At 47.1% G+C, this 14,833-nt stretch carries 19 protein-coding genes and 1 tRNA gene; 5 read left to right on the plus strand and 15 right to left on the minus strand.

Annotated features, from left to right (window positions below):
* Window positions 1-5 precede the first annotated feature (5 nt).
* Both A7sIIA15_RS06035 and A7sIIA15_RS06040 read left to right on the plus strand, forming a co-directional pair.
* A complete protein-coding gene (locus A7sIIA15_RS06035; RefSeq protein ID WP_018225697.1) occupies window positions 6-203 on the plus strand; it encodes an exodeoxyribonuclease VII small subunit in 198 nt (65 codons plus the stop codon).
* Window positions 204-209: 6 nt separating this feature from the next.
* Window positions 210-1,862 carry a fumarate hydratase gene (locus A7sIIA15_RS06040; RefSeq protein WP_095686245.1) on the plus strand — a complete coding sequence of 551 codons (1,653 nt, stop codon included), beginning with the start codon at window positions 210-212 and terminating at the stop codon, window positions 1,860-1,862.
* On the opposite strand, the gene A7sIIA15_RS06045 is transcribed toward A7sIIA15_RS06040, so the two are convergent.
* The 6 genes from A7sIIA15_RS06045 to A7sIIA15_RS07115 all read right to left on the minus strand — a co-directional run bounded on the left by A7sIIA15_RS06045 (window position 1,859) and on the right by A7sIIA15_RS07115 (window position 6,021).
* Complete coding sequence (locus A7sIIA15_RS06045; RefSeq protein WP_095686246.1) at window positions 1,859-2,446, minus strand: aggregation-promoting factor C-terminal-like domain-containing protein; 588 nt, start codon at window positions 2,444-2,446, stop codon at window positions 1,859-1,861. The two genes, A7sIIA15_RS06040 and A7sIIA15_RS06045, sit on opposite strands and share 4 nt — an antisense overlap.
* 232 nt (window positions 2,447-2,678) lie before the next feature.
* On the minus strand, window positions 2,679-3,995 hold the full coding sequence (locus tag A7sIIA15_RS06050) for a PhoH family protein (protein ID WP_095686247.1): 1,317 nt from the start codon (window positions 3,993-3,995) through the stop codon (window positions 2,679-2,681).
* 138 nt (window positions 3,996-4,133) lie between these two features.
* Window positions 4,134-4,910 (minus strand): isoprenyl transferase, encoded by a 777-nt coding sequence (locus tag A7sIIA15_RS06055; protein WP_095686248.1) that lies wholly within the window; start codon window positions 4,908-4,910, stop codon window positions 4,134-4,136.
* Window positions 4,891-5,190: a DUF3817 domain-containing protein gene (locus A7sIIA15_RS06060; RefSeq protein ID WP_095686249.1), complete on the minus strand. Its 300-nt coding sequence runs from the start codon at window positions 5,188-5,190 to the stop codon at window positions 4,891-4,893. The genes A7sIIA15_RS06055 and A7sIIA15_RS06060 overlap by 20 nt, the downstream gene beginning before the upstream one ends.
* A complete protein-coding gene (locus tag A7sIIA15_RS06065; protein ID WP_095686250.1) occupies window positions 5,187-5,903 on the minus strand; it encodes an SURF1 family cytochrome oxidase biogenesis protein in 717 nt (238 codons plus the stop codon). The genes A7sIIA15_RS06060 and A7sIIA15_RS06065 overlap by 4 nt, the downstream gene beginning before the upstream one ends.
* Window positions 5,884-6,021, minus strand: a complete 138-nt coding sequence (locus tag A7sIIA15_RS07115) for a hypothetical protein (protein ID WP_190279125.1) — start codon at window positions 6,019-6,021, stop codon at window positions 5,884-5,886. Before A7sIIA15_RS07115 ends, A7sIIA15_RS06065 begins: the two co-directional genes overlap by 20 nt.
* Before the next feature lie 14 nt (window positions 6,022-6,035).
* Here A7sIIA15_RS07115 and A7sIIA15_RS06070 point away from each other — a divergent pair, with 14 nt between their 5' ends.
* Both A7sIIA15_RS06070 and greA read left to right on the plus strand, forming a co-directional pair.
* Complete coding sequence (locus A7sIIA15_RS06070; RefSeq protein WP_095686251.1) at window positions 6,036-6,425, plus strand: DUF4307 domain-containing protein; 390 nt, start codon at window positions 6,036-6,038, stop codon at window positions 6,423-6,425.
* A 39-nt stretch (window positions 6,426-6,464) separates the two neighbouring features.
* Window positions 6,465-6,941, plus strand: coding sequence for a transcription elongation factor GreA (gene greA / locus A7sIIA15_RS06075; RefSeq protein WP_018225687.1), 477 nt, complete (start codon window positions 6,465-6,467; stop codon window positions 6,939-6,941).
* On the opposite strand, the gene A7sIIA15_RS06080 is transcribed toward greA, so the two are convergent.
* The gene (locus A7sIIA15_RS06080; RefSeq protein ID WP_095686252.1) at window positions 6,938-7,732 is read right to left on the minus strand and encodes an ABC transporter permease; all 795 of its coding nucleotides are present in this window, start codon (window positions 7,730-7,732) and stop codon (window positions 6,938-6,940) included. The genes greA and A7sIIA15_RS06080 overlap by 4 nt on opposite strands.
* A complete protein-coding gene (locus A7sIIA15_RS06085) occupies window positions 7,729-8,712 on the minus strand; it encodes an ATP-binding cassette domain-containing protein (protein WP_095686253.1) in 984 nt (327 codons plus the stop codon). Before A7sIIA15_RS06085 ends, A7sIIA15_RS06080 begins: the two co-directional genes overlap by 4 nt.
* Window positions 8,713-8,803: 91 nt before the next feature.
* Between A7sIIA15_RS06085 and A7sIIA15_RS06090 the strand changes: the two genes are divergently transcribed.
* Window positions 8,804-10,027 (plus strand): MFS transporter, encoded by a 1,224-nt coding sequence (locus A7sIIA15_RS06090; RefSeq protein WP_095686254.1) that lies wholly within the window; start codon window positions 8,804-8,806, stop codon window positions 10,025-10,027.
* On the opposite strand, the gene A7sIIA15_RS06095 is transcribed toward A7sIIA15_RS06090, so the two are convergent.
* The 7 genes from A7sIIA15_RS06095 to A7sIIA15_RS06125 all read right to left on the minus strand — a co-directional run bounded on the left by A7sIIA15_RS06095 (window position 10,028) and on the right by A7sIIA15_RS06125 (window position 14,833).
* Entirely contained in the window at window positions 10,028-10,813 is a 786-nt protein-coding gene (locus tag A7sIIA15_RS06095) for a Bax inhibitor-1/YccA family protein (RefSeq protein ID WP_095686255.1), read from the minus strand.
* Window positions 10,814-10,907: 94 nt separating this feature from the next.
* Window positions 10,908-10,983: transfer RNA gene (locus tag A7sIIA15_RS06100), tRNA-Leu, on the minus strand.
* Between the two features lie 31 nt (window positions 10,984-11,014).
* Window positions 11,015-11,935, minus strand: coding sequence for a Ppx/GppA phosphatase family protein (locus tag A7sIIA15_RS06105; RefSeq protein ID WP_095686256.1), 921 nt, complete (start codon window positions 11,933-11,935; stop codon window positions 11,015-11,017).
* Complete coding sequence (locus A7sIIA15_RS06110; RefSeq protein WP_223298247.1) at window positions 11,926-12,471, minus strand: DUF501 domain-containing protein; 546 nt, start codon at window positions 12,469-12,471, stop codon at window positions 11,926-11,928. Before A7sIIA15_RS06110 ends, A7sIIA15_RS06105 begins: the two co-directional genes overlap by 10 nt.
* On the minus strand, window positions 12,419-12,817 hold the full coding sequence (locus tag A7sIIA15_RS06115) for an FtsB family cell division protein (RefSeq protein ID WP_223298248.1): 399 nt from the start codon (window positions 12,815-12,817) through the stop codon (window positions 12,419-12,421). Before A7sIIA15_RS06115 ends, A7sIIA15_RS06110 begins: the two co-directional genes overlap by 53 nt.
* 8 nt (window positions 12,818-12,825) lie before the next feature.
* Entirely contained in the window at window positions 12,826-14,103 is a 1,278-nt protein-coding gene (gene eno / locus A7sIIA15_RS06120; RefSeq protein ID WP_095686259.1) for a phosphopyruvate hydratase, read from the minus strand.
* Window positions 14,104-14,182: 79 nt separating this feature from the next.
* Window positions 14,183-14,833, minus strand: a complete 651-nt coding sequence (locus A7sIIA15_RS06125) for a nucleoside triphosphate pyrophosphohydrolase (protein WP_095686260.1) — start codon at window positions 14,831-14,833, stop codon at window positions 14,183-14,185.

The raw sequence follows: 14,833 nt of genomic DNA on the forward strand, positions 1-14,833 counted from the left end.
AGCCCATGAGTGAAAAGAAGATTTCTTACGAAGCTGCCCGAGATGAGTTAGCCGAAGTTGTTGAATCCCTTGAAGATGGCAGTGCCACACTTGAAGAATCACTCAAGCTCTGGGAGCGCGGTGAAGAGCTAGCCAAGATCTGTCAGGAATGGCTAGATGGCGCAAAGAAGAAGTTAGATTCTGCAAAGCCGGCGGCGAAGTAAAAAACAATGTCGCCTACTTTTTCCTACTCACAACTTCTCCCTCTTGGAAAAGATGAGACGAAATACCGTCTTGTCAGCAAAGAGGGCGTGAAAGTTGTAAAGCTAGGCGATAGGCAGTTTCTAGAAGTTTCACCAGAGGCACTGACAAAGCTAACGGCTGAGGCCATCCACGATATTTCCCATTACCTGCGCCCAGATCATTTGGCGCAGTTAGCAAATATCATCAAAGACCCAGAGGCTTCACCTAATGATCGCTTTGTAGCAACCGATCTTTTAAAAAATGCCAACATCTCTGCCGGTGGAATCTTGCCGATGTGCCAAGACACTGGCACCGCCCTTGTTATGGCTAAAAAAGGCCAGCACGTGTTAACTACATCGAATGACGAGGTTGCGATTTCTCAAGGAATTTATGATGCCTTTACTAATTTGAATCTGCGCTATTCACAGATGGCACCTGTAACAACCTGGGAAGAGAAAAACACTGGCAATAACCTGCCAGCCCAGATTGAAATCTATGCAGACAGTGAGCATGCCGATGAATACAACTTCTTATTCATCGCAAAAGGTGGCGGAAGTGCTAATAAGTCTTTCCTCTATCAAGAGACTAAAGCTATTCTCAATCCCAAGTCCTTTATGGCCTGGCTCGATGAAAAGCTGCGCTCTATTGGAACAGCTGCTTGTCCGCCGTATCACTTGGCAATTGTCATCGGTGGAACCAGCGCCGAACACACTGTTAAAACTGCCAAGCTAGCTAGTACTAAGTATCTGGATTCCCTGCCTACAAAAGGTGATGCCGCAACTGGTCATGGTTTCCGCGACCTTGAATTAGAGAAACAAGTACTAGAGCTGACTAGAACACTTGGAATCGGCGCCCAATTTGGTGGCAAGTATTTCTGCCACGATGTTCGAGTTGTGCGATTGCCAAGGCATGGTGCATCTCTTCCTATCGCCATTGCAGTTTCCTGTTCAGCCGATCGCCAGGCCAAGGCCAAGATCACTAAAGAGGGCATATTCCTTGAGCAATTAGAGCAAGATCCAGCCCACTTCTTGCCTGAAACAACTGATGAGCATTTAAATGATGATGTTGTGGCCATTGATTTAAATCAATCGATGGATGCCATCCGGGCCCAGCTTTCTAAATACCCTGTAAAGACTCGACTTTCTCTCACTGGCACATTGGTCGTTGCCCGCGATTTAGCTCATGCAAAGATTAAAGAGGCGATGGATGCCGGTGCTCCAATGCCAGAATATTTAAAGAAATACGCGGTCTATTACGCAGGTCCTGCAAAGACTCCTGCCGGCTATGCCTCTGGTTCTTTTGGTCCAACAACTGCAGGTCGCATGGATTCCTACGTTGAGTATTTCCAATCCAAGGGCGGCTCACATGTGATGCTGGCAAAAGGAAATAGATCAAAGGCTGTGACCGATGCCTGCAAAACCAATGGTGGTTTCTACCTAGGTTCCATCGGCGGTCCTGCTGCCAGATTGGCACAAGATTGCATCAAGAAAGTTGAAGTTCTAGATTATGAAGAGCTAGGGATGGAAGCTGTCTGGAAAATCGATGTAGTGGATTTCCCAGCATTTATTGTTGTGGACGATAAAGGAAATGATTTCTTTGCCGAAACTTCAAAGCCATTAACTATTGGAACTAAGCCTTAGTAGTAGTTCCTAGATTTAAAGAATGACCAGGCCTTGCATGGAGTGTCATAGCGCATGGTGATGTAGCGAATTCCCCAACGGATCTGTGTGACTGGGTTTGTTCGCCAGTCTGTTCCCACCACACTCATCTTCTCAGCTGGAAGAGCTTGAGCAATTCCATGAGCACCTGAGCGATAGTTGTGGGCTTTGTAGTTCCAATGGCTCTCTTTAGTCCAGAGCGAGTCCAAACACTCGAACTGAGATTCACTGAATCCATATTCCTGGGTCAAAATAATCTCAGCTACTTCTTTAGCTCCCTCGGGGGTGCGGGCCATTTCAACTGAAGCGCTAATCGATGAAACCAGAGCTAAATCTGAAGAGAACACTGCGCCCACTGATGTCGAAGCCAAACTGATTGAGCCGTATAAAGCTGCAGCGCTATCGATGGGATTGGCGGCAGAGGCTAGGGCTGTTGCATCGCCTTGAATTTCAACGGTAGAGGTCATAGGAAATTCCAGACCATAAGCACTTGGAAGGGCTGAGGATAAAAAGAGCATGGAGGCAACGATGCTCCAGATCGCAACACTCTTGCGCTTGATCGTCATAGCTCTACTCCTTACCTCTCACCCGCATCACCTGACCGCAAGCCATCAGCCTCGATTTGAGGCTTCATAACTAACGGGGAATGGCTTTAGCGTGGCGCCTAGGACTGACATCGGCAAATCTAACTAGGCCTAAGTCGCAGATTCACAGAGAAGGTGAAGCTGTGGATGGGGTAAAACCGCAGGTCACTTAGGGGAATGTCCGAATTGCCCTAAATGTGACTGTGACTTTCTTTTAGCCCGGTAATGGACCTTCCAGCATCTCGGTCACAAGGGCGGCAATCGGCGAGCGCTCGCTACGAGTCAGGGTCACGTGGGCAAAGAGTGGATGGCCCTTCAAAGTTTCAACAACTGCCACCACACCATCATGGCGACCGACTCGAAGGTTGTCCCTCTGGCCGATGTCATGGGTCAAAACGACTCTGGAGGCGGTGCCGATTCTTGAAAGCACGGTCAAAAGAACTCCGCGCTCCAAAGACTGAGCTTCATCAACGATGACAAAGGAGTCATGAAGGGAACGTCCGCGGATGTGGGTCAGCGGTAGAACCTCAATTAAGCCTCGGTCCACGATCTCATCAATAACTGGCTGGCTAACTAAAGCACCCAAAGTGTCAAAGACTGCCTGGGCCCATGGCGACATCTTCTCGCCCTCACTGCCTGGCAAGTATCCAAGTTCCTGACCGCCCACGGGATAGAGGGGCCGGAAGATAACTACCTTTTTATGGATGCGCTTTTCCATCACTGCTTCAAGACCTGCGCACAACGCCAACGCCGACTTACCAGTTCCAGCCCGTCCACCCATAGAAACAATTCCAATGGAGTCATCCAAAAGCAGGTCTAGCGCAATGCGCTGTTCGGCGCTTCGCCCATGCAAACCAAAAGCTGAACGATCTCCTCTAATCAACTGCAACTGCTTATCGGCTGTCACACGGGCCAGCGCACTGCCACGATCTGAATGCAAAACAAGACCGGTGTGAATTGGAAGGCTATGGGCCGCTTCATGGTCGGCCCGATCAGAGGAATACAAATCATCAATAACTGATGAGCCAACGGTCAGCTCTTCAATTCCCGTCCAGCCACTATTGGCAACAAGTTCTGCCAAATACTCTTGGGCCTCAACTCCCACCGATGATGCTTTAACGCGAAGCGGTAAATCTTTAGAAACTAAAACAACGTTCTTGCCATCTGACATTAAGTTTTTAGCTATAGCCAGGATGCGAGTGTCATTGGTGCCATCTCGCAAAAAGCCATGAGGCAAAGTGGAAAGGTCGGTGTGGTTGAGTTCCACAGAAAGGGTTCCACCCTCAGGAGTAATAGTCAGAGGTTGATCAAGTCGGCCATGGGTAACTCTTAAATCATCAAGGGCGCGAAGGGCTGCGCGGGCAAAGTAGCCCAGTTCTGGGTGATCGCGTTTGGTCTCAAGTTCGCCAATAACAGCGATAGGAATGATTACTTCATGTTCGGCAAATCTGTGCAGGGCACCAGGATCAGCTAGTAAAACGCTGGTATCTAAAACAAAAGTCTTTCTAGAGCTTTGACTCTTAGCAGCCAATGGCTGGACTCCTCATTTTTAGTTGTATTCGGGGGATGCTGCTTCGGATATGTAAAAAGGTAGAACAACTTGAGGCTAACTCTGTGGCAACACGCGCCTTGAAAAAGTTAAATCTTGTAGAAGTTTTGGGCGAAAATCTCAACTGCCGAAACGGCGTTGTCGAAGTGAATAGGCACGTAGAGCACGTAAGAAATCCACCCGGCGAAAATCTGGCCAATACGCCTCACAGAAGTAGAACTCAGATAGCGCGCTTTGCCACAAAAGGAATCCACCCAGGCGTTGCTCTCCAGATGTTCTAATCAACAGCTCTGGATCTGGTTGGCCTGCGGTGTATAAAAACTTAGAAATATCATCTGCAGTCATCTTCTCTTTAGCTTGATCGAGAGAATGACCTGACTTTTCCTCTTCACCCAGATATGACTTAACTGCATCGACAATCTCACGGCGCCCGCCATAGCTAATAGCCACGTTTACTTCCACGCCATCATTTCGGATGGGCTTTAATCCTGCGAGCTTTTCTGAAAGCCAAGGTGGCAAAAGATCTAGCGCGCCCACAGCTTTAATATTCCAACGACCCGTTGCCGCTAACTCATCGACAGTGTCGCCAATAATTTTGAGGAGCTCTTCAATCTCATCAGAGCTTCTTTTGAAGTTATCAGTAGATAGCAACCACAGCGTCACAACCCGAACTTCGGCATCATCACACCAACCCAAAAACTCAATAATTTTGTTGGCCCCAGCTTTATGGCCATTGGGGTCGCTATTGCTGGGATTGGCTTTTGCCCACCTGCGATTGCCATCAAGGATGACACCAACATGGTGAGGGGTCTTAGTGAAATCTAAAGCTCGAACTAACCGCCATTCATAGAGCGGATAGAGCGCAGATTTTATAAGTTTACGAATAACGGCGAACAACTCGACGTTCTGCAATCAGTGAGGCAACTGGAAGTGTGCCGGCAAGAAGTAGCCAGAGAATCTTGCGTATTGGCCACTTGGCCTTTACTGAAAATTGAAGAGCCACAATCACGTAAGCGAAATAGACCCATCCGTGAACAAATGGAATCCAGGCAACTGCAGCCTTCCACTCTGGGTTATTAAACAGATATGCCACGGGCAGATCTACAAACCACAAAAGTAAGGACATAACGCCGGCAATAATGGCCATTACTCTAAAACGCGCAAGGCTTGATTTCATGGCTTAACTCTACGGCGATAGAAGGGAAGGTAAAGCACCACCGCTGCCATGAGCCACCAGATCACCACATACGAGATGTGTTGCCAGTAATAGCCTGGGATTTTAGAAGTGAGCTTCTCTGGGGTTAGGCGCTGACGAGTGAACTCAGCGCCGTTTCGTGATTCAGAAGTTGCTATTACATAGCCATCAAATAAATCTAAATCAGTTAATCCCACAATCACTGAACTATCTAGGCGCGAAATCGCACCATCTCCATTGATAAAACGATCTTCGGATTGAGAAGCACGTAGCTGCCCCTTGATATCTATCACCATGGCCATTGAAACATCTGGGTTAAGCAATCGCTCTGACCACAAACCTTTCACCACCAAAATCCCTTGATTGGTGCCAACTTGCAGCAAACCAACTTCCCAATCACTGACCTGCCCATCACCATCGGCTTGGTTAGGTGCTCTATACGTTGCGACATAGTTTCCTGAAATCTGCACCATACGATTAAAAGCCTCTGGCTGCAGAGGCTGCCTTGCGGTGGCAATAGATGTCAGTGGCACGATATTTGTATCCACTTGAGTTGCAGTTACCAAACTTTCCTTTAATGCTTTTGCTCTATCTAATTGCCACAGGCCAAGTGCGAAAAAGATGACTACTACAAGCAGGACTGCTAAGCCTTGAGCTATTTTGGAAAGAAGAGAGTTACTGGTCTGCGCCGTCATCGCTTCGATCAACACCCATAAAGCGCTTATAGAAACTGCGCATCAAGAAAACTACAGCGATAATTAGAATCGAAATCGTTAAGGAGCCGGCAACACTCATCTCAAAGTTTTTTTGCATGGCATAATCATGTCATGCAATCGGGCTCGCAGTTCTCCTACGAGGATCGCTATGGCGTGCGCCCAGCCAAGCGGTGGGTGCTCCCGGCCACAGTTATCGCAGCTATAGGAATCAGCTGGCTGGTGTGGGTAGGACTTCACCATTCAAACCCGGATATCCGTTCCTCAGTTATTTCATTTACTGCCACAACTGATCGCGAAATGTCTATTAGATATGAAGTAGTCAGAAAAGATAAAGACCAGGTTTTAACATGCACATTGGTTGCCAGAGATTACGATAAAACTGTCGTTGGGCAGATTGAGGATGAGATCGGGCCGGGTCTTGCAGTGGTGCAGAAAAACACTGAGATTCCTACGCGTAGCCAAGGCGTTAACGCTGATGTGGTTGCCTGCAGGATTAAATAAGTTGTAGGCATCTACGCCCACCTAGTACCTTTACGCCTTATGAGCGCACAAACATGGTTAACGCAGGAAGCTGCAGATCGTTTGCGCGCCGAATTAGAAAACCTAGAACAACATGGCCGCAAAGATGTCACAGCAAAGATTGAAGCTGCACGTGCTGAAGGTGACTTAAAAGAAAACGGTGGTTACCACGCAGCCCGCGATGAGCAGGGCAAGATGGAAGCGCGCATCCGCCAGCTCAAGCAGATGTTAGAAAATGCTCACATTGGAACTCCACCAGCTGCCGCCGATGGCAAAGTTGGCGCAGGCATGGTTGTAACAGCAGAGATTGCTGGAGATGAAATGAAGTTCTTACTGGGCTCACGCGAAATTGCTTCAGGAGACCTCGATGTTTATAGCGAGAAATCACCACTTGGTGCTGCAGTAATGGGCGCAGAGATTGGTGCAAGCGTTTCATACACCGCACCTAATGGGCGTGAGATTAAAGTAGTAATTAAAGCTGCTGAGTTTTATTCTTAATTGGAAGTGTTTTTATACTTTCTAATACTCAGTGGAATAAATATCGCCATCAAAAGCACCATATAGAGCAACGATGTTTCTAGTGGGTGCTGGCTTGGCCAAGAGTTAGCTGTTGCCCCAAACTCATTTTTAAGACCAAATAACTGACGGCAAGCTGCAACCATTGTTGAAACAGGGTTCCATTCCGCAAAGTACTGAAGCGCTTTAGGCATTCCAGTAGTTGGTGCAAAGGCATTTGAAAGAAAAGTCAGTGGGAAAGTAACTAAGAAGCCCACACTCTGCACAGTTCGTGCCTCTTTAACGGCTAAGCCAACATAGATACCAATCCATGAGAGGGCATAACCAAACATAAACAGGAATAAGAAAGCTAAGAAGATTGAAAGAGCGCCTGATGTTGGACGCCAACCAACTGCATATCCAGCAGCTGCCATAACAGTTAAGACAAGAATGTTTAAAAGTGCATCACCAAAGGTGCGACCAATAACTACTGCGCCTCTTGAAATTGGCAATGATCTAAAACGATCGATCAGGCCCTTCTTCATATCTTCAGCTAAGCCAACTGCAGTTGCTGCCAAGGTGAATGCAACGGTCTGAACGAAGATTCCAGGCATCAATAGCTGGACATAACCACCGGGTTGACCAGTTTCAATAGAGCCACCAAATACAAAGCGGAAAAGGAGTACAAACATCACTGGCTGAATCGTTGAGAAAACAAGAAGTTCAGGGATTCGGGCAAGCTGGAGCAGTTGTCGCTTAGTAATTGTCATGACATCGCTGATGACGTATTTCATTTCTTGCCCCCTCTCTTTTTCTTTACGGGCTGGGCAATAACTTCATCTTCTGCCACATGGCCGGTAAGAGATAAGAACACATCATCTAGTGAAGGGCGCTTGAGAGCAATATCAAGGGGATGGATTTTCGCCTCATCCAGAGCGCGCAACGCCTCCATAAGAGCAATCGAGCCAGTTGAAACTGGTGCTGAAATTGTGCGCACATCCGTATGAATTGCACTTGTGCTGATTCGAGAAACAATCTCTTGAGTTTTGGTGATATCAGCGTTCTCAACGGTTATCTCTAAGCGTTCTCCGCCGACTTCCTTTTTCAAAGCATCTGAAGTTCCACGGGCAATTACTTTTCCGTGATCAATCACAGCAATCTCATCAGCTAACTGATCGGCTTCTTCTAGGTATTGAGTTGTAAGTAGAAGTGTTACGCCGCCTTTTACTAGTTCCTGAATCACCTCCCACATCTCTTGGCGACCACGTGGATCAAGGCCTGTAGTTGGTTCATCGAGGAAGAGAACTTTTGGTTGCACAATTAAAGATGCAGCTAAATCTAAACGGCGGCGCATTCCACCAGAATAAGTTTTGATGGGACGGCGTGCACTATCAGTGAGTGAGAATCTCTCAAGCAATTCATCAGCACGTTTAATGGAGGCAGTTTTGCCTAAGTGATACAAACGACCAAACATTACTAAGTTATCCCAGCCAGTTAATGTCTCATCAACTGCTGCATATTGACCTGATAAACCAATTAACTCACGTACTTTGTCAGGATGCTTGGCTACATCGATTCCTGCAACAGTTGCAATGCCTGAATCAGGTTTTAATAACGTTGCGAGAATTCTCACAGTTGTTGTTTTGCCTGCACCATTGGGGCCTAATACGCCTAAAACGGTGCCTTCTTCAACATCAAGAGAGAGATCATCTAATGCTTTGACCTCGCCGTTGCGATAGGTCTTGACTAGATGTTCGGCTATTACTGACTTCACCCACTAATCTTACCCTTATGTCCAAAAACTCCCCAATAAATGCATCCCATGCTGCAGCAGGTGGAGATGCAGCAGGAAAAGCACTGGGTTAATGCAATCTCCATTTAAGGACCTACCGCGTGAAGTATCCATACTTGTCGCGGCATCCTTTTTTGTAGCAGTTGGCTTTGGCATCGTATTACCGGCAATCCCAGTTTTTGCTAAGTCTTTTGGGGTAAATAACGCTGCAATTGGCTTAATGGTCTCTGCTTTTGCAATCACTCGCTTTGCCTCTGGATTAATCTCTGGCACCTTGGTCGATAAGTTTGGTGAGCGCGCAGTCTTTTCATCTGGCGTGTTTATGGTTGCACTCTTCACATTCTTAGCTGGCCTTTCACAAAGCTATGAACAACTTCTCTTTTTCCGCGCAGCGGGTGGTCTTGGTTCATCAATGTTTTCTGTGGCTGCAGGTTCTGTGATTCTGCGATCTGTTGATGATGCAAATCGTGGTCGGGCACAATCGGTCTATCAAGGTTCCTTTCTTCTAGGTGGTATCGCTGGTCCTGCCATTGGTGGATTACTTTCAGTAATCTCCCTTCGAGCACCCTTCTTTGTCTATTCAGGACTATTACTGTGTTCTGGAATGGTTGCATTCTTTTTCCTTAAAGGCGACAAGATAGGAAAAGAAGATAAGAACGCAGACATATCTGAGCACACCACTGTGCGCGAAGCGTTAGCTATGAAGCCTTACCGAATCGCACTTGTATTGTCATTTATTGGTGCTTGGGTCTTCTTTGGATTGCGCGCTTCAATTTTGCCAATCTTTGTTACAGAAGAGTTGAACTCCACAACCGCAGTTGTTGGTTATGGCCTTGCCCTCTCTGCAGTGGTTCAGGGCGTAATTCTCCTGAAAGCTGGCAGATACTCTGATGAAAAAGGGCGCCGTGCTGCATCAATCATCGGTGCACAAGTTGTCTTGCTCGGAGTTCTCTTACTTACATTCTCAGTTAACTTCTGGATGTTTTTGCTTTCAATGGCAGTTCTTGGATTTGGCGGGGCTTTTATTTCAATCACTCCTGCCAGCATCGTGGGCGATGTTATTAAGGGCAAAGGCGGTAAGGTAATTGCTATCTTCCAAATGGCAGGTGATGCCGGAATGATGGTTGGACCAATCATTATTGGCGCTGTTTCAGATCTCTTTTCCTATCGCGCAGCATTTGGTATGTCAGCTGCCATCTTTGTTATTGCACTTGTCTTGGTCTATCAAATACCAGAGACTAGAAATGTAGAAGGGCCCCAGGTTAAAAACCTGAGGCCCCTCGATGAAGATCTGTAATTAGTCGTTGCCGCGCAAGATTGAAAGCAGACGCAGAACTTCTAGATATAGCCACACGATTGTGACCATCAAACCAAAGGCAGCACGCCATGACTCTGATTCTGGAGCTCCGGCATTGATTCCCTTTTGAATCTGATCAAAATCTAGAATCAAGAAGAAGCTAGCAAGAACCATTCCACCTGCAGCCATGATTAAACCAAGACCACCGATGTTATAGATGCTTGCACCAAAGAATGAACCAACAAATGAAAGCAGTGCCAGTACTAAGTAACCGATTAATGCAGTCATGAGCACCTTGGTGAACTTAGGTGTCACACGGATGCGTCCGCTCTTATAAGCAAAGAGCATTCCAGTGAATGCACAGATAGTTACGATGATTGCTTGGCTAACAATTCCTGAATATGCAGAGTTGTATATGTTGCTAATTGTTCCAAGTGCTAAACCTTGAAAAGCTGCATAGGCAATTGCTAACGCTGGCTTAACGGTTTTGCTAAAGCTGTTGACCATGGCAAGTGCGAAACCACCAAAGACACCGAGCATCATTGCCCCGCCGCCTAGGTTAAGTGTCCATGCAACTGCGCCAACGGAAACTAGAACTGCAAATAAAATTCCTGTGCGAGTGACTACATCGTCAATCGTCATGCGACCTGTGCGCAGTGAAGATGCAGCAGGTGCGTTATAAAGATCTTCCATCGCTGCTGGGTCTGAGTTAATTGTGCTCGGATCAAATGCAGCGTATCCACGCTGATTAAACGCCCGTCCAAGAACAGGGTTTGAACTGCGCATATCTTTTCTCTCCTTTTGTAGTGCCACCAGAACCTCTGGTGGTTTTCATGCATAACAAGTTTAGGGCCTGGAAGATTCCCGGGCGATACGAAGATGGTGCCCCGAGTGGGGGTCGAACCCACACTGGGAGGATTTTAAGTCCTCTGCCTCTGCCATTGGGCTATCGGGGCCACGTGCAAGGGGTAAATCTACCCTGCTTTTCTAAGCGCCCTTTCCAGCTAATGAACGGGCTATTCCATCCAAGATATCTGATTCAGATGCCACAAATTCACTTGCCCCAGTTGCGCTCATGATCTCTGAAAGAACTAACGCACCTGCAGGAATCACATCTACTCGACCTGGATGCATATAACCAAGAGTTAAACGTTCTTCTCGGGTTTTGGTTAAAAACATTTGTGAAGTTTCATGAACTTGCTGGGCAGTAATTCTGGATAAGTGAATTGCGTAGCGGTCATATTCAGATAAATTCAACGCCGCAGCTGCAACTGTGGTTGCTGTGCCGGCAACTGCGATTAAGGTCTTGGCTTTTGTAATAGGAACGATGCTGGCAGCCTTTGCAATCGCCTCAACAATATCGGCTCGTGCTGCATCTACTTGTGATTGTTGTGCAGGATCATGTGCAAAGTGGCGCTCAGTCATTCTCACACAACCGATGTTGACTGACTTTGCAGATTTAACGCTTGTTGTGCCAAAAACAAACTCAGTTGATCCGCCGCCAATATCAACGACAAGAAAAGGACCATCAGATGGATGGAAATCTTGGATTGCTCCAGCAAAAGAAAGTGCTGCTTCTTCATCCCCACTAATTACTTCAGGTTCAATCCCCAAGCGTTCGCGCACTCCATCAACAAAGAGATGCCGATTAGTTGCATCGCGTGTGGCACTTGTTGCACAAAAACGAATCTTTTCAACTCCGCGCTTTGCAATCTCTGCTGCGAATTTATCAACAGCTGCCAATGTGCGAGTAATTGCATCTGGGTGGAACTGCCCGGTTTCATCAACTCCTTGGCCTAAGCGAACGATCTCCATTGTGCGCAGAACTTCACGAAAGCTCTCGCCCTCAATATCTGCAATCAGTAAACGTATTGAGTTAGTGCCGCAATCAATGGCTGCTACTCGCATGGATTGCCTTCCCACCACTTGGGCAGTTTTGCTAGCGCTTCATCGCCTAATGGGTTCACATCTGGGCCGGCTGAAAGTGAGTGGGCAATAAGTGAGTGCAGGCATTTCACGCGATTTGGCATTCCACCTGCAGATACGTTTTCTACTTCAGCAACATCAATACCAAGAGCTGATCGAGCTGCAATGTAGTCATCATGAGCTGCGTGATAAGCCCCAGCAAGTTCGGCGTCAGTTTCTAATCGCTCATTCATCTGACCCATTAAGCCCGTTGTTTCAAGGGTTGAAATTGCTGCAGTTAAACGCGGGCAGGTTGCGTAATAGAAAGTAGGGAAAGGCGTGCCATCGGCAAGACGCGGTGGTGTTTCAACGACTGCGGGTTTGCCACAAGGACAGCGGTAAGCAATTGCATGAACGTCACGAGGTGTGCGGCCCAATTGAATTTCAATGCAATCTAAATCTGCTTGTGTGACTTCGCGCAAAGCATTAACCCGCTTCTGTAATGGATGCGATAAGTCTTGAATACCAAGGTTGGCCATCTGTTAGGGAGTTGGCGACCTTAGTGCCCTCATCTGTATTTGATGCAGTTCCATTTTCAGTCACTATGTATTGACGCTCTCCAGGTAATACAAAGTGCAAACGCTCACGAGCTTGAGATTTAATGTATTCAGGGTCTTGCCATAAGAGAAGTTCTTGGCGCGCGGCTTCTAGCGCTTTGTTATCTGAAGCTAACTGTGAATTAAGTGCGCTGATTTGTGCTCGCTGGGTGAAGTAGTGCTTCACGGGAGGTGCAATGGCTAGAGCCAATATAAAAAATATTGTCCATAACGCCAATGCACGCCCCGAATTGCGCCGACTTCTAAAACTTAATTGTCGACGCGCCACAAAATCACTTATGCCTTAAAGCGTGGAAAAGCATCTCTGCCGGCATAACGTGCGCCTTCAGCAAGCTCTTCTTCAATGCGTAGTAGTTGGTTGTACTTAGCGACGCGCTCAGTACGTGCAGGTGCACCTGTCTTAATCTGTCCACAGTTAAGTGCCACAGCTAAATCAGCAATTGTTGTGTCTTCAGTTTCACCTGAACGATGGCTCATCATTGAGCGGTAGTTAGCACGGTGTGCCATCTCAACTGCATCAATAGTTTCAGTCAACGTTCCAATCTGGTTGACCTTAACAAGTAGAGCATTGGCAGTTCCGCCTGCGATTCCGCGGGCAAGACGCTCTGGGTTCGTTACGAATAAGTCATCTCCCACGATTTGAATGCGTGAACCTAGGCTCTTAGTCATATCAGTCCAGCCAGCCCAGTCTTCTTCATTGAGTGGATCTTCAATTGAAACGATTGGGTAGGCATCAACGAGTGAGGTGTAATAAGCAATCATCTCTGCAGATGTCTTTGAGGCACCTTCAAATGTGTATTTGCCGTTGTCGTGGAACTCTGTTGCAGCAACATCCATTGCAAGTGCAATCTCTTTGCCTGGCTTAAATCCTGCGATTTCAATCGCTTCAAGAATCAAATCGAGCGCTGCGCGGTTGCTCTCAAGGTTAGGCGCAAAACCACCTTCATCACCAACAGATGTTGCTAAGCCACGCTTTTTAAGAACTGATTTGAGTGCGTGGTAAATCTCAGCACCCCAGCGAAGTGATTCGCGGAATGTTGGTGCACCAATTGGCGCAATCATGAACTCTTGAATATCTACGTTTGTATCAGCATGTGCTCCGCCATTGAGGATGTTCATCATTGGCACAGGAAGAACATGTGCATTTGGTCCACCTAAGTAGCGAAAGAGTGAGAGATCAGCAGATTCAGCAGATGCTTTAGCAACTGCTAGTGAAGCACCAAGAATTGCATTGGCACCCATGCGTGATTTGTTCTTAGTTCCATCTAAAGTGATCATGGCATCATCAATTAAGCGCTGATCTTGGGCATCAAAGCCAATAATTTCTGGTCCAATTTCATCATTAACAAATGCGATTGCCTTTTCAACACCTTTACCTAGATAGCGCTTTCCACCATCTCGAAGTTCTGCGGCTTCAAATGCACCTGTTGATGCACCACTTGGAACTGCAGCGCGTGCTTGTGTTCCATCTTCTAATTGGATTTCGACTTCAACCGTTGGGTTTCCACGGGAGTCTAGAATTTCACGAGCTCCGAGAGCTTCGATTATTGCCATTGAGTTTCTCCTTCGTCACTTACACATTTTGTGCCGTAGACCTCAACGCTGAAATCGCACAATCTTTACTGGACTAATCCTACCGTGCCTCGATAGCGCTCACTTGTTCGCTTAACTTCAACGCCTCTTTGCGCAGGGCCGCCTCAGCATCTATTCCATTGGCGTGGGCCCATGCAATAACGGCCAGCAATGCCTGACCTACGGCGCCTTCATCAGCATCCCCACTTATGTCAGCAAGTGATGGGGTGTGCAGATCAACGTTGTATTTTTCGGCGCGATATAAAAGCTTTTCAATTAAGGGCAACGCTGGCTGTGCCATTGCGATCCCATCAAGGGCTGATGTGCGGCCCTTTTCTTTCTTTTTAATATCTTCCCAGTTTTGCAAAACATCTTCTGAAGTTTTTACTTCAACTCCAGCAAAGACATGAGGATGGCGCCTAATCAACTTATCAGCGATGCCTTGAGCAACATCTTCAATTGAAAATGGATCACTTGGATGATCTTCGGCTATACGTGCATGGAAATAGACCTGTAGTAATACATCGCCGAGTTCTTCGCGCATATCAACGCGATCACCACCTGCTACAGCATCGACAAATTCATAGGACTCTTCTAACAGATACTTAAGAAGTGACTCATGCGTTTGTTCTGCATCCCAAGGACAACCCCCAGGAGAGCGCAGTTGGTTCATAACCTCAACTAAGCGTTGAAGCTGTGAACCCTGCATCAT

Origin of the sequence: Candidatus Planktophila vernalis (assembly GCF_002288185.1) — a bacterium.
GTDB lineage: Bacteria > Actinomycetota > Actinomycetes > Nanopelagicales > Nanopelagicaceae > Planktophila > Planktophila vernalis.